The sequence below is a fragment of the Clostridium sp. UBA7503 genome (assembly GCF_002477055.1).
Taxonomy (GTDB): domain Bacteria; phylum Bacillota; class Clostridia; order Clostridiales; family Clostridiaceae; genus Clostridium_J; species Clostridium_J sulfidigenes.
In genome coordinates this window covers 139,524-159,718 of sequence record NZ_DLNT01000045.1, presented here as the reverse complement: position 1 = coordinate 159,718, position 20,195 = coordinate 139,524, and the positions used below count along the sequence as shown (strand labels likewise).

Here is a 20,195-nt window from a genome sequence, read left to right as displayed (position 1 = left end):
CCCATTAAAAGATACACTTAGATGATATAATATAGGATACACTTTAATATAAGGATGGTTATAATTATATGATATATATTCAAGAAAACTCAAATGATCCAATGTATCTTCAAATCTATAATCAGGTCAAAGAAGATATTGAACAAGGAAATATTGCACATGGGGAACGGCTTCCAGGTATTCGCACACTAGCAAAAACATTAGGTATTGCACGCAATACAGTAAGTCAAGCTTATAACCAGCTGGCTGTGGAGGGATATATTCAAGCAAAACATGGATCAGGTTTTTTTGTTCTGGATACTTCAAGTGAATTTACGGAGAGGGATTATGTGACAAAGGTTATAAATGACTTATCTATCAAAAAATCAGAATTGAAGAAACTTGAAATTCTATATGATTTTCAGTACGGCACGCTTCCTTATGAGCAATTTCCTTTCAAGTTATGGCGAAAATATACCTCTCAAATTCTCTTATCATCGCAAAAAGAATTAGTTAATCAGTATCCAGATAAGCAGGGTGATCTGTTATTAAGAGAAGAAATCGGAAAACATTTGTACAAATCAAGAGGTATGGTTTGTAATAAAGAACAAATTATCATCGGATGTGGGCTACAATATTCCTTAAATATTTTGTGTACTCTTCTGCGTAAAGCAAATAACACAATTGCAATGGAGGAACCGGGATATAATGGAGCAAAGGATGTGTTTATCAATAACAAGTATAATGTGCATGCAATCCCAGCTAGTAAAGATGGACTTATTCTCTCATCAGTTCATGGTTCTGATGCATGTGCTACTTATGTAACACCTTCCCATCAATTTCCTTATGGAACTGTGATGCCAATTTCTCAGCGTAAGGAGCTCCTTAATTGGGCAAATGATAAGGATGGTTATATCATTGAGGATGATTATGATAGTGAACTTAGATATGATGCTAATCCAGTGCCATCACTCCATTCTTTAGATACAGAAGACCGTACTGTTTATATCGGAACTTTTTCAAAGTCTCTTTCTCCTTCTCTGAGAGTGAACTATATGGTATTGCCAATACGCCTCCTAAATAGGTATCATAGTTTATTCCATTCCCATAGTTCTCCAGTATCATGGTTGACGCAACGTGTTTTAGCCGAATATATGAGAGAGGGAAATTATGAACGTCATATTCGAAAAATGTGCATTACCTACAAAAAGCGTCATGATATATTTGTACAGGAAGCTATTAAAATGTTTGGAAGAAAAGTAATATTACATGGTCGTGGAGCAGGGGTGCATTTCATTTTGGAGTTTCCAGGTGGTGAAGATCAAGATTGGCTTATTAAACAGGCCGAAAAAGTTGGAGTCAAAGTATATTCTATGATTCCATTTTGGAATAATAGGAATGATTGTCCACGAAATATTTTATTTGTCGGATATAGCTTACTGAATGAACAACAGATACGAGAAGGTATTACATTGCTACAATCTGCATGGTTCAATGCATTACCCTAATGAAGATTGAAGGGTGAAATTTTCGAAGATATACTAGATAAAATAAAGGTATATTAAGGATATAACAAGAAGAGGATGTTATACATAAATAAAGAGAAAAAGCAAAAAAGCATTTATTTGATAAAGTATGAATTAAAATGCTTTTGATAAATTATATTGACATAGTAATAAACCAATGCTATTCTTATAAAGAATTTAAAAATATAATATAGTATCTTATCAAGAGAGGCAGAGGGACTGGCCCTATGAAGCCCGGCAACCAAAGGTAGTTATTTTAAACTTTATGGTGCTAAATCCAGCAGGATTAACCTGGAAGATAAGAATTGGAAGAACATAACTTCTTGCATTATCTTTTAGGTAAGGCAAGAAGTTTTTTTTATTTACGGATGCCTAAGATCACTAAATCTTATACAAAAAAATTAAAACATTAATTAACTAAGGAGGAAAAAATGAAAGATAACTTGAAAAAGGGCAGTGTTATTGCTTTGTTACCATTATTTATTTTTATAGCAGTTTTTATGGGGATATCATTAGTTACAAAGGACTTTTATGCTATGCCTGTAACTGTGCCATTTTTATTAGCAGCATTGGTAGCATTATTTATGAATAGAAAAGTATCACTAGATAAAAAATTGGATGTATTCTGCAAGGGAGCGGGAGAACCAAATATCATTTTAATGTGTCTGATATTTATATTGGCAGGGGCTTTTGCAGAGGTTGCTAAAACTATGGGAGCTGTAGAATCTACTGTTAATTTAGGGCTAACATTTTTACCAAGTAACATACTAGTAGCTGGAATTTTTATAATTGCATGTTTTATAGCAATATCTATAGGTACATCCATGGGAACAATAGTAGCATTAGTTCCTATAGCTACTGGAATTGCGGCTAAGACCGGTATACCTGTAGCTTTAGTAGTTGGAGCTGTTGTTGGTGGAGCAATGTTTGGAGACAACCTTTCTATGATTTCTGATACAACTATAGCAGCTACTAGGACTCAAGGCTGTGAGATGAGAGATAAATTTAGAATGAATTTTATAGTTGTATTGCCAGCAGCAATAATAACAGCGTTAATATTTATTTTTACAACAATGGGGCAAGAATCTAAAGTAGTAGCGGATTATTCATATAGTTTAGTTAAAGTTTTACCTTATGTAGGAGTATTACTTGCGGCACTTTTAGGGGTTAATGTGTTATTGGTGCTAGTTGGTGGAATCTTATTTGCAGGGAGCATAGGAATATTTACTGGAGCCTTTGATATAATAGGTCTATTACAGGCTATAGGCAAAGGAATTGGGGGAATGTCTGAGCTTGTAATAATTTCAATCATAATTGGAGGAATGGTTGAAATTATAAAATTCAATGGAGGAATTGACTTTATACTAGGATTTATTACAAAAAGAGTTAAGAGTAAAATAGGAGCAGAATTTGGAATTGCCGCATTAGTTAGTTTAGTTGATATATGTACAGCTAATAACACGATAGCTATAGTTACTGTAGGACCTATAGCTAAAGATATATCCAATAAATATGATATTGAACCTAAAAGAGTAGCGGGTATATTAGATATGTTTTCTTGTGTGTCACAAGGAATTATTCCTTATGGTGCACAACTTTTATCAGCATCAGCATTAGCTAAATTATCACCATTTATTATAATGAGATATCTTTATTATCCGTATTTAATGGGAATAAGTGCTCTTATAGCAATTGTATTTATACCTTATTTAAAACTAAAAATTAAACAGAAACTATAAAACTATAAAACTAGTGAACTAGCTTTTATGTTCATGCGGGTTTGAAAGCTTTTTGTTAATTTTATCCGTTAACTACCTGCTCTAATACTCCCGTTTCTTCAAAGTGGGAGCAAAGAGCTGTTATGTACATATATAACAGATTTCTAAGCTTCCAAGAAGCTTAGAAATCTGTTTATAAATATAATAAAAGGAAAGATTTTGTAGTGAAATATCTTATAGATTATAAATGTTAACGTAGACAAAAAATTATAATTAATATAATATAAAATATATAATATTTTCATATGGAAGGTGAAATTTATGAAGTGGTTACTGGAAAAATATAATGTGTTAATGTTATGAGGAAAGATATTTCATTTCACTCTTGACTTTAAGTATAGTTAATTATCTTTGTCTTATGATTTATCTGAATTTTCAAACCCAATTTTAAGACCAATAATAACTCATGATGATTTTCTGTGTGATTTTAATAAGTTTATTTATTGTAGGAACAACACTCTATAATTTTTTCTAGTATTTATATAGTATCAGCTTTTTCTACTTTAAAGGGAATAAATAAATCTTAGGAGAAAGGGTAGCAATTTTTTAGAATATTGACAAATTTATTACCAATCTAAAAGATGACGTAATATAAAGGAGAAGATAAGAAATGGTTAGTTATAAAATATTAGATAAAACAAGTATTGAAACACTTCATAAAACATTTTTAGATGCATTTTCTGATTATCAGGTTAAGATGGATTTGCCTATTTGGAAGTTTAATCAGATGCTTCAAAGAAGGGGCTATGTCTCCGAAATGTCTATAGGTGCATTTAAAAGTGAAATGTTAATTGGATTCGTTTTAAATGGATTTAGAAATTGGAATGAGAAATCAACAGTATATGATCTTGGGACAGGCGTTACAGTTGAATATAGAAGACAAGGTATCACAAGCAATATGCTTTTAAATATCAAAAAAGAGCTTAAAGAAAAGCAAGTAGAGCAATACTTACTTGAAGTAATTAAATCTAATACATCTGCGGTTGAACTATATAAAAAACAAGGCTTCGAGATTCAAAGAGAGTTCCAATGTTTTCAACTAGATAAAAATAAATATAATCCAATAACAACTTATAAGGTTCAACATGTTGACAAAATTAACTTAAGACAATTAACAGAATTTTGGGATTTCCAGCCATCTTGGCAGAATTCTATTGAATCTATAAGCTCTATACCAGAAGCATTCTTATATTCTATTGTGCGTTTTGATAACAACATTGTTGGCTATGGCATTATTGATAAAAAAACAGGAGATATTCCCCAAATAGCAGTGAATAGGGATTATAGGGGTAATGGAATTGCAAGAAGTATAATTACAGATATGATAAAAAATACAGAATCACATAAAATCAGTGTTCTTAACGTAGATGATCAATCTGAATCCACTAAAAACTTTTTACTCCAATTAGGGTTTGAATATAGTGTTAGTCAGTATGAAATGCTTTTGAAGATATGATTTAATCAATATGAGGAGGAACACAAGGTGAAATTTAATAAATTGTTTGAAAGTTATCCCAAAATTGAAAGTGAAGAAATTCTACTAAAGCAAATTGAAAAATATGATTTAGATGATTATGTAGAAATAAATATGGATGAGAGACTGTACCAATATAAACCTGGAGAGCCTAGAAAAACGGTTTCTGCAGTTGAAAACATAATAGGACATCATGAAAGAGATTTTTTAAAAAGGAAAATAATTAATCTTGGAATATATTCTAAAGAAGAGAATAATAAGATGATTGGTGTGGCTGAAATTTTTGATTTTGATTCAAAAGTTAGTTCCGTTACTATAGGATATACATTGAATTATAATTATTGGGGGAAAGGTATAGCAACTAAAACCACAAAGTTACTGCTAAAATTTCTTTTTAATGAAATTGATGTAAATAGAGTTCAAGCTTTTGTGATGCCAGAAAATGTGAAATCTCGCAATGTGCTTTTGAGAAATAATTTTATAGAGGAAGGGACAATAAGACAGGGATATTTTTGGAAAGGTAGAGGAGTTGTAGATTTGGTGTTATATTCTATCTTAAAAGCTGAATATATGGATAAGTAGTAGATGATTTACATCTCTAGGCAATTGAACTATCTTTTTATTATATAAGTTGTAGAGTAAAATCTACAGCTTTTTATTCGCAATGAAGGTCAAGAAATAGAGTTCTTTATGATATATACTTTAGATATTGGAGGTGGAAGAATGAGTGAGGCTGAAACTATTATGGCGGTACAACGTATGCAAGAGTACATTGATGTTAATATTTTAAGAAAGATTACGTTAAAAGAACTAGCTGTTGTGGCAGGATATTCACCATGGCATGCTGCAAAACTATTTAAAGAAGTTACTGGTAAGGCACCATTTGACTATATTCGTGCATTAAGGCTTACTAAAGCTGCGTTAATACTACGCGATAGTAATGAAAAGATTATAGATGTAGCCATGGATTTTGTCTTTGACTCACACGAGGGATTTACAAGAGCATTTTCAAAGGAATTTGGGATGCCGCCAAGAAGATATAGTCAATGTACACCACCAATAAAACTATTTATGCCTCAGAAAGTTTTCGATACCTACCGAGCATTTCATAAAGGAGGAAAGAAGATGATTGATAGTTTTAATACCAAATCTGTATTTGTACAGGTTATTGAACGTCCTTCACGAAAAGTTTTGTTAAGGCGAGGGAAAAAAGCAACGGGTTATTTTGAATATTGTGAAGAAGTAGGGTGTGATGTATGGTCAGTACTTACAAGTGTAAAAGAAGCCATATATGAGCCAATTGGAATGTGGCTTCCAAAATATCTTATTAAAGAAGGAACATCACAATATGTGCAAGGTGTAGAAGTTCCCATTGACTATACAAATGATATTCCTAGTGGATATGAACTTATAGAATTGCCACCTTGCAAATTAATGATTTTCCAAGGTGAATCTTATAATGATGATGATTTTATGGATGCAATCGATGAAGTGTGGAAACATATTGAAAAATTTGATCCTACTGTTTATGGATATCAGTGGGCACCAGAAACTGCACCGAGATTTCAGCTTGTACCAATGGGGTACAGAGGATATATTGAAGCACGTCCTATTAAATCAATAAACTAAATACTGGATACAAAATCTATTTTAAAGGCACTAAGATAACAAAATCTTGGTGCTTTCTTTGTATTAATTATTTTACTAGTATCCTTCTGGTATTATCACTATATGCAAGCAATACTGTTAACCTTATAAAAATTATTTTAACTATATTACTGCTGTAATAAAAAATTATTTAAAAATCTAACTTTCATTAGTTGTTCTGTTCATGTGGGTTTTAGGGCTTTTGTTATTTTTGTAGATACTCACCTTTCTCGTCAGAAGCTAAATATGATGGATAATTTAAAAATAACTTACCATATGTTATAATTTTGAATATAGATAAAGCGTTAAGGAGGTGGCGATTTGGCACAGCAATATACTAGAAAAATGATTCGTGAGGTATTTATAAAGATGCTGAATGAGCGTCCACTTAGCAAAATCACAGTTAAGGATATTGCTACAGCATGTGAGATCAACAGAAATACTTTTTATTATTACTACACAGATGTATATGCACTTTTATCAGAGATCTTCCAAACAGAACTTCAGACAGTCATTGATGAATATAATGATACACTTTCCTGGGAGGAGAGTTTTATTGTGGCTGCTAAATTTGCTTTAGAAAACAAAACAGCCATTTATCATGTATATAATTCCATGCAGAGGGAAGAATTAGTGAACTATATATACAATGTATCAGGAAATGTCATGATTCGGTATGTTGAAAGAGTAAGAGATGGTATCTCAGCCTCTTCAGGAGATAAAAAACTAATTGCCTCCTTTTATCAATGTGCCCTCACTGAAATGGTACTACGCTGGATTGCTACCGGAATGAAGGAGGCCCCTGATACTATCGTCAAACGAATTGGATACCTATTCGATGGAAACATTGAGTTATCCCTTAAGCGAAGTGCTAGTTTAAATCATGTCTAGTAAAAGGCAATAGTAGATTCCTTTTTACCAGACATTTTAACCTCAATGACTAAAAGTTAAGTAAATAAACTACGGTGTTCGAATTTCGAACACCGTAGTTTGTTTATCTAATGAAAAAGACACAAAAAAGCTATATCATAGATTTATAGAAATCTTACAGATAATAAGTATCCATAAAATTAGGGGAGAACTTATTAATACTAGTAGAGTGAATATAGAAGAACTCTAAATATAATAGTAGGATTTAGAAAGCTATTAAAAATTAAGAAAGAGGGAGATAATAATGAAATTAAAAACACATGATGATAGACTTACTATTACAAATGGAAGTTATCATGCTTTAGTAAATGCGAGAAAACCTAAAGGAATTGAAGATAAAAAAGCTTATTTAATTGGTACTGGAATTGGTGCTTTGGCTGCTGGTTGTTTTTTAATTCGTGATGCTCACATGGATGGCAGTAAAATTACCTTCTTAGAACAATTAGATATTCCTGGTGGATCTTTGGACGGAAATGTTCGTCAAAATATGGATTATGTAGCACGTGGCGGACGTGAAATGGGTAATCATTTTGAGGTTTTATGGAGTTTATTTAGTTCATTACCATCTACAGAAGATCCTAATATGACTGTTTTAGATCATTTTTATTATACAAACTACGATGATCCGAACTTTAGCAATTGCCGTATTACTAAAAATCAAGGTGTGCGCTATGACAATGGAAAATTTAATTTGGGACAAGATTTAGCAAAAGAATTAGCTGCTTTTGTAAATATGCCAGATGAAGAACTTGAAGATAAAACTATGGAAGATATTTTTTCTGAAGAGCTTTTAAACACTGATTTCTGGACATATTGGAGAACAATGTTTGCTTTTGAAAACTGGCATAGTGCTTTAGAGATGAAATTATATATGAATCGTTTCATTCACCATGTTGATGGATTGACAGATCTTTCATCACTACAATTTTCAAGACATGATCAATACACTTCATTTGTAAAACCTATGATCAAATATTTAGAGGACCATGGTGCTAAATTTGAATATGGAGTTACTGTTGATAACGTTGAATTCTCAATTTCAGATGATAAAAAGGTTGCAAAGAAAATAGTTGCAACAGATAAAAATGGAAAAGATATCTCTATTGATTTAACAGAAAATGATTTAGTGTTTATTACTAATGGTTCTATGACTGAAAGTTCAGGATATGGTGATGACAATACTCCTGCACCATTTAATAAGGAGATACAAGGATGCTGGAGGTTATGGAAAAATATAGCCGCTCAATCAGATGAATTTGGAAAGCCAGATAAATTCTGTACAGATACAGAAAAATCTAATTGGGAGTCTTGTACAGTAACTTGTCATGATGAACGTGTTCCTGAGTACATTGAAAAAATCACAAAGCGTTCACCATATGGCGGACGTACTGTAACAGGTGGAATAGTTACAGCTCTTGACTCTTCATGGTTGATGAGTTGGACGATAAACCGTCAAGAACAATATTATGGACAACCAGAAAAAGACGTTGTTGTTTGGGTATATGGTTTATTCTCTGATGTTCCCGGAGATTATATTAAAAAACCTATGAGAGATTGTACTGGTAAGGAAATCACAAAAGAATGGTTATATCATATAGGTGTTCCTACAGATAAAATTGAAGGATTAGCAGAAACATGTAGTGCAGTTCCTGTTATGATGCCATATATCACATCTCAATTTATGCCTCGCGCAGCTGGAGATCGTCCATATGTTGTACCAAAGAATGGAGTAAACTTTGCTTTCCTTGGACAATTTGCTGAAACATTAGATGATCCAGGTCGTGATACTGTATTTACTATAGAATATTCAGGACGTACAGCAATGGAAGCAGTATATGTTTTAACTGGAATTGAAAAAGGAGTTCCTGAAGTATTTTCTTCAAGATATGATATCCGATATTTATTAAATGCAGGTGTATGTTTATTAGATGGAGAAAAACCAAAACTTGATTTACCACCAATGGCTAAACGTAAAGTTTTAAAACAAGTAGCAGGAACAGACATTGAAAAATTATTAAAAGAATATGGAATTATTTAATGACATTTACAGTTAGATAATTTGATTGAAATCCCGAATTTTAAAAAATCGGGATTTTAATTTATATATACTGATTAGAGGCTAAAGCAGATATATTATTGAATTATATTGAAATAATAATATAAGGAGGAAAAAATGAAAGGTAACTTGAAAAAGGCAGTGTTATTGCTTTGTTACCATTATTTATTTTTATAGCAGTTTTATGGGAATTTCTTTAGTTACAAAGGATTTTTATGCTATGCCTGTAACTGCGCCATTTTTATTAGCAGCATTGGTAGCATTATTTATAAATAGAAAAGTATCACTAGATAAAAAATTGGATGTATTCTGCAAGGGAGCGGGAGAACCAAATATCATTTTAATGTGTCTGATATTTATATTGGCAGGGGCTTTTGCAGAGGTTGCTAAAACTATGAGAGCTGTAGAATCTACTGTTAATTTAGGGCTAACATTTTTACCAAGTAATATACTAGTAGCTGGAGTTTTTATAATTGCCACATTAGTTAGTTTAGTTGATATATGCACAGCTAACAACACTATAGCTATAGTTACTGTAGGGCCTATGGCTAAAGATATATCGGATCAATATGATATTGAACCTAAAAGAGTAGCGGGTATATTAGATATGTTTTCTTGTGCATCTCAAGGAATTATTCATTATGGTGCACAACTTTTATCAGCATCAGCATTAGCTAAATTATCACCATTTATCATAATGAGATACCTTTATTATCCATATTTAATGGGAATAAGTGCTCTTATGGCAATTGTATTTATACCTTATTTAAAACTAAAAATTAAACAGAAACTATAAATATATTTACTCCAAATCCTATTTTATTATAAATACTTAGCAAAACAGGAACAGTTTTCTTTTAAGGTTGTTGTTATAATAAAATTAACCTATGAAGAAGGGGGCGGTTGGAGGTGACATTGAATTATAGGAAAGAATCGAAAATATTATTAGTACAAAGTCATTGTATAGTATGTCCTCAAATAAGTATTTATGATAATTAAAGGAAGAAAGGTGATAAATGATGTTAAGTTATTATGGTAGATTATCTTCAGAAGTATATGATATGGATAAGCCTATAGGGCATTCTTTTGGAGATGTAGAATTTTACATGACTAGATTAGAGTCTTGCAAAGGACCTATTCTTGAACCTGCAACAGGAACGGGTCGTATATTAATTCCGCTTTTAGAAAAAGGATTAAATGTGGATGCATTTGATATTTCAAAAGATATGTTAAATATATGTGAGCACAATTGTAAAGAAAGAGGTTTGAATCCTAAACTTTTTGAAGCTAAAATGGAGTCTTTTTCACAAGATACAAAATATGATGCTATTATAGTGCCAACAGGTACCTTCCTTTTACTACATAATAGAGAAGATTCAATAAAAGCATTACAAAATTTTTATAGGCATTTGTCTAATGGTGGTAGATTAATTGTTGATATATTTTTGCAAACAGATATTTCCACAGGTACAGTTTCCACAAAAACTTGGGACTGCTCTAATGGAGATATAATCACATTAGAAAATAAAATTGTAGAGGTTGACTATATAAATCAATATACCATTTCCCATGGGAGATATGAAAAGTGGCGTGAAGGGGTACTTTTACAAACTGAATTGGAGCGATTCCCATTAAGATGGTATGGTGTAGAAGAGTTCAGATTAATACTTGAAAGTATAGGATTTGAAAATATTGTGATTTCTTCGGATTATAAATTTGGTCAGTATCCATCAAATTCTGAGCAAGTCGTTACCTTTGAAGCTGTTGCTATTAAATAGGAATATATTAATATTCCCTCAGACTACGGTTTGAGGGATTTTTTCTTTAGGTGTGAACAAATACGAAAAAGTAATGGCTTTGTGTAGTAGATATAAAAAATTATATTTAAATTTTTGATTAATTATAAATGTTAACGTAGATAAAAAATTACAAATAATATAATATTAATATATAATATTTTTGTATGAAGGTGAAATTTATGAAATGGTTACTAGAAAAATATAATGTGAAAACTATAAAACCATATTTATGGATATTTTCCATAGGAATAATTAGTATGTGCTATTTTCTTATAAATCATTATCAGAATCCTAAGTTACATTCCTTATATACAGATATAGATGATTTAATTCCCTTTGTAAGTGTACTCATTATTCCATATATGATGTATATGCCAAATTTAATAATCTCACTTATAATAATGTGTTATTGTGATGAGGAAAGATATTTCATTTCACTTTTGACTTTAAATATAGTTAATTGTATTTGTCTTATAATTTATTTAAATTTTCAAACCTATGTTCCAAGGCCAATAATAAGCCATAATGATTTTCTATGCAATTTTGTAAAGTTTATTTATAGTAGGGACAACCCCTATAATTGCTTTCCTAGTATTCATGTAGCAGCAACTTTTTCAGCTTTAAAGGGAATAAATAAGCTTAAAAATATGCCAACAAAGTATAAGATTGGATTTAATATAGTTGGATGGTTAATTATAATCTCAACTCAATTTGTAAAACAACATGTAATTATAGATTTGTTAGCTGGGTTAGTTTTAGTGGAGGCAGTTTATAAGATTATAGAATATTTATTTTATAATAAAAACTACCTAAAGGGATTTATTAAAAATAAAAAGAAAGATGATGAAAAGGATATGGCACAATAACTATGAAGTTGTGATATTGTCCCCTCCCAAGCTTATGTTTGGGAAGGGGCTTTTTATGATGTTATTTTTCTTGTTCTTTTATAAACATATTTTTAAATTTGTGCTGGGTAATTACAATATATCAAAGAAATCCATATAATTAATTTTCATATTAAGGTTACAACTAAAAATATAATGAAATTTAATGTATAGGTAAATTCAATTGAATGACAACTTTCTATTTGATATTAAAATTAGACTGCCTTAAGTGTAGAAGATATAATTAAGGGTATTGATGTATGGAGGGGAATTATGGGTACTTGTTTCGGGATTTTTAGGGTGTGGAAAGACAACATTTTAAAGAAATAGTAGGAATTTTTTATTAATAAATTAGGGGGAGTACCATGGGAAAAATAATTGATTATAAATGTACATATGGTAATGAACAGGAAATTAGTAAAGAAATTATTGAAAAAACCAATTTGAAGTTTCCTAATGCTTATAAAAATTGGGAGAGTATGGTGACACTTTCCAAGGAGCTTAAGGAATACTATAAGGCAAATGTTTGTACACTCCCCTTCTGTCATACTGTGGAAGGGGAGGCACTAGGGGGAAAAGTTAATCTTGGGGATGAGAACATAGGACCAAGAGCCAAAGAATATATTTGTACAACTACAGAAGAACTGTTGGCTTTACCTAAAATTGATTTTTCAAAGGGAAGAATTTACGAAGTATTAAAAGCCTGTAAGTCTTTAAGAGAACAAGGTGAAAATGTGGTTTTAAATGTTTCAGGACCATTTACAATAATGAATGTTTTAATTGAACCAAGGATTGTTTTCAAAACCTTTAGAAAGAATCCAGAGTTAATTAGGGAAGTTTTTAATAAATTTCAACATGAAATAATTGAATTTATAGAACAAGCACAAAAAGTAGGGGTAAACATCATTAGCTATGCAGATTCTTCTGGGGGAGTTAATATTCTTGGACCTAAGTTTGCAGAACAAGTAGTGGAAATGTTTACTTATCCTTTATTAAAATCAATGGATAAAATCATAAATGAAGAAATGATAATAGTACTTTGTCCGAAAACTACTTTTTCTTTACTAGGAACAGATAAAGCAGTGTGGAAGGATGTTTCCTTAGGACGACCTTTAAACTATGAAGAAGGCTGCATAAAGGCAATTGGACTAGCAAAATTTGTTGGACAAATATGCATGAAAAATAAAGATTTTCAGTTAAAAGATGGGGTTATTAAAACCCTTGAATTACTATAAATAAATAGCACTTTAAAAAGAAAAAATACTTAATATAACTTAGAAAGAAGGATGTAATATGATATCTCCAAGAGAACGATTAAATATGGTTTTGAGCGGAGAACAGGTTGATAGAGTTCCATGTATTTGTCCTGGTGGCATGATGAATATGGTTACAACAGAAGTAATTGAAGACCTTGGAATAGATTTTTCAAAGGCTCATAGTAATGCACAAACTATGGCTGATTTAGCTACTGCAGTATATGAAAAGGGCTGTTTTGAAAATTATGGAGTTCCTTTTTGTATGACCATTGAATCTGAGGAGTTTGGAGCAACCGTGAATATGGGGTCAAACATATATGAACCTCATGTTGTAGAGTATGCGATAGCTTCAGTAAAGGAATGGACGAAACTCCATGAGATTAATTTTCAGGAGGGAAGAGCTAAAGTAGTTATTGATGCAATTAAATTATTAAAAGCAAAGGGAAGTAATGTTCCTATAATAGGGAATTTAACAGGGCCAATAAGCACTGCTAGTTCTGTTATGGAACCTGTAGTATTTTATAAAGAGCTCAGAAAAAACAATGAAGAAGCTCATGAATATGTTGATAATGTTACGGATCAATTAATTTTATTTGCAAAGAAACAAATAGAAGCTGGGGCAGATATAATTGCTATTTCTGACCCTAGTGGAACTGGTGAAATCTTAGGACCTAAGCTATTTGAAGAATTTGCTGTGAAATATATTAATAAGCTAGTGAGTGCTATTCAAGAAGTACAGGGAAAAACCATTGTGCACATATGTGGTCAAATGAAAAATGTGTATAAAGAGGTAAATAAAATAAAAAGTGATGTTCTAAGCTTTGACTCCATTGTTAGTATGAGTGAGGCAAGAAAAAATTTAGGAGATAGATTACTTATGGGTAATGTAAGTACCTATACAATTGAATTTGGAGAGCCTAAGAAGGTTTCTGATTTGACTAAGAAATGTGTTAAAGATGGAGTGAACATAATTTCACCTGCCTGTGGGCTAGGAATGAAATCTCCTCTTACAAATGTTAAAGCAATCCTTGAGACTTTAAAAAAGGAGATGCTATAGAAATGCCTAAGATTTTTATTAAAAAGTTAGGTAATGACTTTGAGTATGTTCCAAAGAAGAACTTACTACAGCTTTTATTAGAAAATGATATTTTTATAGACAATCCTTGTAATGGGAATGGTACTTGCGGGAAATGTAAGGTGATGGTGTTGGAAGGAAATCTTCCTCCACTTTCCCAAGAGGAAAGAAAGCTATTGAAAGAAGATGAAATAAACGCAGGCATAAGGCTTTCCTGCTTGGCAGTACCAGAAGAAGATATTACAATTGAAATTCTGCAAAAAGAAAGAAAGCATAAAATACTTACTACTGGGTATGTACCTGAATTTGAGTTTAATCCTGCCCTTTGCAAAAAAAACTTTGAAATAAAAATGCCTACTTTACAAACCCAAAGTCCTTTTGAAGATTCTTTATGTGACGCACTTGGGTCTAAAAAGGTCAACTGGAAGTTACTAAGGGACTATGAAAGCAGCTATGGAACTGTAACTGGAGTATTTAATGACAGTGAGTTAATTGCCATTGAAGCAGGGGATACTACTGAGTTTCTCTATGGCGTTGCCATTGATATTGGAACTACAACGGTGGTTGCAGCATTAATTGATATGAACAATGGTGAGGAATTAGCTACAGCTTCAAGAATTAATCCCCAAAAGAAGTTTGGGTTAGATGTTTTAACTAGAATAACCTATGAATTAGAACATCAAGAGGGTTCAAAAGAAGAGTTACAGAAAACTATTGTAGAGGCTATTAATGAAATGGTTGAAGAGTTATGTAGTGAGGGAAAAGTAAAGAAAGAAAATATTTACGAGATTTCTATTGCGGCAAACTGTACCATGATGCATTTTCTTTTAGGTGTTGATGCAACATCAATTGGAAAATCTCCCTATGCTCCCATATTTACAAAGGCAAAAAACATATCAGCAAGTGACCTTGGTATAAAGGCTGCTAAGTGTGCAAGAGTATATTGCCTTCCTTCCGTATCCTCTTACATTGGAGCTGATATAGTGGCAGGTGCCTATGTTTGTGAATTACATAAGGCTGAGGAAAATATACTATTTATAGATATTGGAACCAATGGAGAGATAGTTTTATCTACTGGTGGAAAGTTACTTTCCTGTTCCTGTGCAGCAGGACCAGCATTAGAAGGAATGAATATAAGTTCAGGGATGAGAGCAGCAGAGGGCGCTGTTGAAGATGTGGAAATCACTGAAAAAGGAGTATACCTTAAGGTTATAGGAGAGGAAGACCCTATAGGGGTATGTGGAAGTGGGATACTAGCAGCAGTGAAAGAGCTTCTTAGAACAGGAATTGTAAAAAACAATGGAGCATTTATAAAAAAAGAACAGCTAGAAGAATCTGATTATCGCTATAAAATGATACAATTAAATGGGAATAAGAGAGAATTTCTTTTAAGAAGTACTCCAGAACAGTTATTAATAACCCAAGGGGATGTTCGTCAGGTACAATTAGCAAAAGGAGCGCTTCTTTCAGGATTTTACGCTTTGTTAAAACAGGCCAGTTTGGGAATGGATGAATTAGATAAGGTGATGATAGCCGGACAATTTGGCGCTCACCTACCAGCAGATAGCCTTGTGGGAACAGGAATTTTACCAGAAGAAGTAAAGAATAAACTAATATATGTAGGGAATTCTTCTAAAACTGGAGCATACATGGCACTTATGTCTGTTGAAGTTAAGAAAGAAATAGAAGAATTAGCAGGTGAAATGGAATATATGGAACTTGGAGCATCGGAGGGGTATGAAAAATTATTTTCAAAGTGTCTTATATTTGGAAATAAATAATAGATTCTATAAAACATATAAATAAAAGGCATATGGCATAGAGCATAGGTCATAAAATAAAAATATATGAATTACCTTTGAAAAAGCATAGGTAATTCATATATTTTTTTATTCTCATTTAAGTAGAGAACCCAAATCTATGATTTGGTGTGAATCACTTACTCAGCGAACGCAGTGAGTCGAGTTTCAATTATTAAGTAGTTAACCCTCTATTTGCTGTGAAATAAATTGCTTAATTTTAGATAAGCCTCCATGTTTAAATTTTAAAGTATAGTAATCCTTTGAAATATTAATAAGTTCAATATCAATAATATCTAAATTTAACAGTGCTTCCTCTATTTTTTCTAAAGTTGCATCTTGGGAATTTTTAATAACTGCTTGATTTGTTTTTAATCTTATCCATTCCATAAGCAGAGTATTGTAGTTGTTTTTTATAAAATCCATATCTAGGCCTCCTTAAAGTAATATTATTATTTATAAGAATGATCGATATTACTCTTTATATTTTATAAATCTGTGTTTTATACCTTTTAGAATAAATTTAATTGTATTTGGGTATAAATATAATTAAATATAATCATTTATATTTTAACATAATAATTTTAAATATAATATAACTAATTAAAGTATAGTTTAATCTAACTTGATTAATTATAATTATATATATATAATGATATATAAGTGATAAAAATTGAATAAGTCAAGGGTAAGTAGAAAGCTTAACTTGTGAATTAACATATTTAGATTTTAAATTAAAAGCGAATAGAAAGATCCTAAACATAAATGGGGGTAAATTTTAATGAATGATAATATGAGTGATAATGAGATTATGACTGTTAGTGAGGTGGCAGAATATTTCAAAATAAGTGAAGTTACTACATATAAACTAGTGCAAGAAGGGAAAATTCCAGCCTTTAAAATTGGTAGGCATTGGAGAGTAAAAAGAAGTGATTTAACTGAGTTTATTGAAAAGTTAAAACGAGGAGAAAGAATATAAACTTAGTTTATAATAGGAGGATATGTTTTGAAAAGTAAGATTAAAAATAAAATTAGGGTTATTGCTCTAGGGGGACTAGGAGAAATTGGTAAAAATATAACAGCCATAGAATATAAGGATGAAATTATTGTAATAGATTGTGGAATTTCATTTCCAGAGCCTGATATGTATGGGGTTGATCTAGTTATTCCAGACGTAACTTATTTGCTAGAAAATAAGGATAAAGTAAAAGGCTTTTTCTTGACTCATGGACATGAGGATCATATAGGAGCATTACCTTATGTGTTAAAACAACTTAATATTCCAGTGTATGGAACGCGTCTAACTTTAGGATTGGTGGAAAGTAAATTAGAAGAGCATAATATACTAAAAGATTGCGACCTTAATGTTGTGAAAGCTGGAAGCACTATTAAATTAGAAAATATAAGTGTAGAATTTATAAGAAATAGTCATAGCATTGCAGATTCCTGTGCTATTGCAGTGCATACACCTATTGGTAGAGTTGTTCACACTGGAGACTTTAAAGTAGATTATACTCCAATTGATGGAGAGGTTATGGATTTACAAAGACTTTCAACCTTGGGCAAGCAAGGGGTGTTATTGCTACTTGCTGATAGTACCAATGTGGAACGTCAAGGATACACTATATCAGAAAAGGTAATTGGAGAATCTCTTAATAGGATTTTTGGTAAAGCAACAGGAAGAGTAATAGTGGCAACTTTCGCATCAAATATCCATAGGCTACAACAGATTGTAAATGCATCTATTTTTTATGAGAGGAAAATAGCTTTTAGTGGAAGAAGTATGGAAAAAATATCTCAAGTAGCAATGAACCTTGGGTATTTAAATATTCCTGAAGAGAGTATTGTTGGTATAAATGACATTGGTAAGTATGATAGTGAAAACATTACAATAATCACAACTGGTAGCCAAGGTGAGCCGATGTCAGCACTTACAAGAATTGCTGCAGGAATACACCGAAGTGTACAAGTAGAAAAAGGTGATTTGGTTATTATATCTGCATCTCCAATACCAGGAAATGAAAAGTGTATATCAAATGTAATAAATGATTTATTTAAAAGGGGTGCTGAAGTTATATATAATTCCTTAGAAGAAATCCATGTTTCAGGGCATGCTTGTCAAGAGGAATTAAAGCTAATCCACTCTTTAGTTAAACCCAAATATTTTATGCCAGTTCATGGAGAGTATCGTCATTTAATGCAGCATGGATTACTAGCTGAGAAGTTAGGTATGGATAAGTCTAATATATTTGTATCCCAAGTTGGAGATGTATTGGAAGTCCACAGCAAAGCAGCTACCATATCAGGTAAAGTAAAAACAGGAGCAATAATGGTAGATGGACTAGGTGTAGGAGATGTTGGAAGTAGTGTGTTACATGATAGAAAATTATTAGCACAGGATGGAATTCTAACGGTAGTAATTACAATTAAAAAAGATTCTTATACTATAGTAGCAGGACCAGATATANNGAATCAGAAGACATCATTAATGAAGCAAAAGATATTGTGTTAAAAGAAGTTGAAAAGAAATTAGCAGCCAAAGATATGAGTAGAAGAAATATAAAATTTGCAGTTAAAAACTCTCTATCACAATTCATATATATGAAGATTAAAAGACGACCAATAATTATGCCAATAATTATGGAAGTTTAAGCTGTAAAACAATAATAAATAGAATTTTTTATTAAAAAACTTTCATAAGATAATATAATGGTAAATTAAGTAAGCTTTGAATCTTGTAAATAAGATTCAAAGCTTATTTTAGTTTTATATTTTCACTAATTACAAGTTGTCTTATTCAATTTAACCTAAAGATAATAATTATAAAAACATATTGACAGTTATCTATGTGTAGTCATATAATGGATATAGACAATTATCTATGTAACTTTTAAATTGAGTTAAGTAAAAAGGTTCCCTTTGCAATATTGGAGTTAATTAAAATTAAAAAATATAACTTAAGGAGATGGTAATGTGCTTATATTTGAATGGTTAAATAATCAACTATTGAAAATGGAATGGCTTAGTAATTTAGTAACACTTATAGTTAAAAATTTATTTGGCCTAGATGTTAATAGCAGGATTGGAGGAAGTATTCACTTCTTTATATATGATATTATAAAGATATTCATACTACTTTCAGTATTAATATTTTTAATTTCTTATATACAAAGTTTCTTCCCACCAGAGAGAACTAAGAAAATTTTAGGAAGATTTAATGGTATTTGGGCCAATATATTGGGTGCCTTACTTGGAACTGTCACACCTTTTTGTTCCTGCTCATCTATTCCTTTATTTATAGGATTTACTAGTGCAGGTCTACCAATTGGGGTTACATTTTCATTTTTAATATCTTCACCTCTTGTAGATTTAGCTTCCGTTATTTTGCTTGCAAGCATATTTAACTGGAAGATTGCAGCTGCTTATGTGGTTGTAGGTCTTATTCTTGCAGTTATTGGAGGCTCAATTATTAGTAAATTGAAACTTGAAAAATATGTAGAGGCATTCGTTTTTAACAATAAGATGATTGAAGTAGAGCAAGAAGAGCTAACTAAAAAAGATAGGATGATTTTTGCTAAAAACCAGGTTTTGGACATTATAAAAAAAGTATGGCTTTATATTTTAATCGGTGTAGGAATTGGAGCTGCAATTCATAATTGGATTCCAGAAAATGTAATTACTGCTGTTCTTGGTCAGGATAAATGGTACTCTGTTCTAATAGCAACTTTTGTAGGAGTTCCTATGTATGCTGATATTTTTGGAACTCTACCAATTGCAGAAGCATTGGTGCTTAAAGGAGTAGGAATTGGCACAGCCTTATCATTTATGATGGCTGTAACTGCACTTTCCCTTCCATCTATGATTATGCTAAAGAAAGTAGTTAAACCAAAACTTTTAGGTATTTTTATAGGAATTGTTACTATAGGAATTATTATCATAGGTTATGTCTTTAATGCCTTTGGTTATCTTCTACTATAAGATTACTTATTAAG

General features: G+C 31.4%; 15 protein-coding genes, 2 pseudogenes and 1 riboswitch. Of the genes and pseudogenes, 16 read left to right on the top strand and 1 reads right to left on the bottom strand.

The annotated features are described in order from the left end of the window. The first annotated feature begins 68 nt into the window (after positions 1 to 68). The 13 genes and pseudogenes from B3630_RS12715 (at position 69) to B3630_RS12655 (ending at position 16,185) form a co-directional block, all read left to right on the top strand. The gene (locus B3630_RS12715; protein ID WP_346898714.1) at positions 69 to 1,487 is read left to right on the top strand and encodes a PLP-dependent aminotransferase family protein; all 1,419 of its coding nucleotides are present in this window, start codon (positions 69 to 71) and stop codon (positions 1,485 to 1,487) included. Positions 1,488 to 1,700: 213 nt separating this feature from the next. After that, a riboswitch (SAM riboswitch) is annotated at positions 1,701 to 1,810 on the top strand. 126 nt (positions 1,811 to 1,936) lie between these two features. Next, positions 1,937 to 3,244, top strand: coding sequence for a Na+/H+ antiporter NhaC family protein (locus tag B3630_RS12710; protein WP_346898712.1), 1,308 nt, complete (start codon positions 1,937 to 1,939; stop codon positions 3,242 to 3,244). A gap of 649 nt (positions 3,245 to 3,893) precedes the next feature. Then, positions 3,894 to 4,739 (top strand): GNAT family N-acetyltransferase, encoded by an 846-nt coding sequence (locus B3630_RS12705; RefSeq protein ID WP_346898710.1) that lies wholly within the window; start codon positions 3,894 to 3,896, stop codon positions 4,737 to 4,739. 27 nt (positions 4,740 to 4,766) lie between these two features. Continuing rightward, positions 4,767 to 5,339 carry a GNAT family protein gene (locus B3630_RS12700; RefSeq protein ID WP_346898708.1) on the top strand — a complete coding sequence of 191 codons (573 nt, stop codon included), beginning with the start codon at positions 4,767 to 4,769 and terminating at the stop codon, positions 5,337 to 5,339. Between the two features lie 141 nt (positions 5,340 to 5,480). Then, complete coding sequence (locus B3630_RS12695; protein ID WP_346898706.1) at positions 5,481 to 6,386, top strand: AraC family transcriptional regulator; 906 nt, start codon at positions 5,481 to 5,483, stop codon at positions 6,384 to 6,386. 339 nt (positions 6,387 to 6,725) lie between these two features. Further along, on the top strand, positions 6,726 to 7,295 hold the full coding sequence (locus B3630_RS12690; protein ID WP_346898704.1) for a TetR/AcrR family transcriptional regulator C-terminal domain-containing protein: 570 nt from the start codon (positions 6,726 to 6,728) through the stop codon (positions 7,293 to 7,295). 283 nt (positions 7,296 to 7,578) lie between these two features. After that, positions 7,579 to 9,372 (top strand): oleate hydratase, encoded by a 1,794-nt coding sequence (locus B3630_RS12685; RefSeq protein WP_346898702.1) that lies wholly within the window; start codon positions 7,579 to 7,581, stop codon positions 9,370 to 9,372. A 164-nt stretch (positions 9,373 to 9,536) separates the two neighbouring features. Then, positions 9,537 to 10,186, top strand: a pseudogene (locus B3630_RS12680) (hypothetical protein). Between the two features lie 220 nt (positions 10,187 to 10,406). Continuing rightward, the gene (locus tag B3630_RS12675) at positions 10,407 to 11,168 is read left to right on the top strand and encodes a class I SAM-dependent methyltransferase (RefSeq protein WP_346898700.1); all 762 of its coding nucleotides are present in this window, start codon (positions 10,407 to 10,409) and stop codon (positions 11,166 to 11,168) included. Between the two features lie 200 nt (positions 11,169 to 11,368). Continuing rightward, positions 11,369 to 12,055: a phosphatase PAP2 family protein gene (locus tag B3630_RS12670; RefSeq protein WP_346898698.1), complete on the top strand. Its 687-nt coding sequence runs from the start codon at positions 11,369 to 11,371 to the stop codon at positions 12,053 to 12,055. 383 nt (positions 12,056 to 12,438) lie between these two features. Beyond that, on the top strand, positions 12,439 to 13,308 hold the full coding sequence (locus B3630_RS12665) for a uroporphyrinogen decarboxylase family protein (protein ID WP_346898696.1): 870 nt from the start codon (positions 12,439 to 12,441) through the stop codon (positions 13,306 to 13,308). Between the two features lie 58 nt (positions 13,309 to 13,366). Then, positions 13,367 to 14,386 (top strand): methylcobamide:CoM methyltransferase MtbA, encoded by a 1,020-nt coding sequence (locus B3630_RS12660; protein WP_346898694.1) that lies wholly within the window; start codon positions 13,367 to 13,369, stop codon positions 14,384 to 14,386. A gap of 2 nt (positions 14,387 to 14,388) precedes the next feature. Further along, positions 14,389 to 16,185 carry an ASKHA domain-containing protein gene (locus B3630_RS12655; protein ID WP_346898692.1) on the top strand — a complete coding sequence of 599 codons (1,797 nt, stop codon included), beginning with the start codon at positions 14,389 to 14,391 and terminating at the stop codon, positions 16,183 to 16,185. A gap of 201 nt (positions 16,186 to 16,386) precedes the next feature. On the opposite strand, the gene B3630_RS12650 is transcribed toward B3630_RS12655, so the two are convergent. After that, positions 16,387 to 16,629: a hypothetical protein gene (locus B3630_RS12650; RefSeq protein ID WP_346898690.1), complete on the bottom strand. Its 243-nt coding sequence runs from the start codon at positions 16,627 to 16,629 to the stop codon at positions 16,387 to 16,389. Between the two features lie 355 nt (positions 16,630 to 16,984). Here B3630_RS12650 and B3630_RS12645 point away from each other — a divergent pair, with 355 nt between their 5' ends. From B3630_RS12645 to B3630_RS12635, 3 genes and pseudogenes are all read left to right on the top strand, one after another. After that, the gene (locus tag B3630_RS12645; RefSeq protein ID WP_198028608.1) at positions 16,985 to 17,182 is read left to right on the top strand and encodes a helix-turn-helix domain-containing protein; all 198 of its coding nucleotides are present in this window, start codon (positions 16,985 to 16,987) and stop codon (positions 17,180 to 17,182) included. Positions 17,183 to 17,209: 27 nt separating this feature from the next. Then, a pseudogene (locus tag B3630_RS12640) lies at positions 17,210 to 18,855 on the top strand (ribonuclease J). A 321-nt stretch (positions 18,856 to 19,176) separates the two neighbouring features. Continuing rightward, positions 19,177 to 20,181 (top strand): permease, encoded by a 1,005-nt coding sequence (locus tag B3630_RS12635; RefSeq protein WP_346898688.1) that lies wholly within the window; start codon positions 19,177 to 19,179, stop codon positions 20,179 to 20,181. Positions 20,182 to 20,195: the final 14 nt, after the last annotated feature.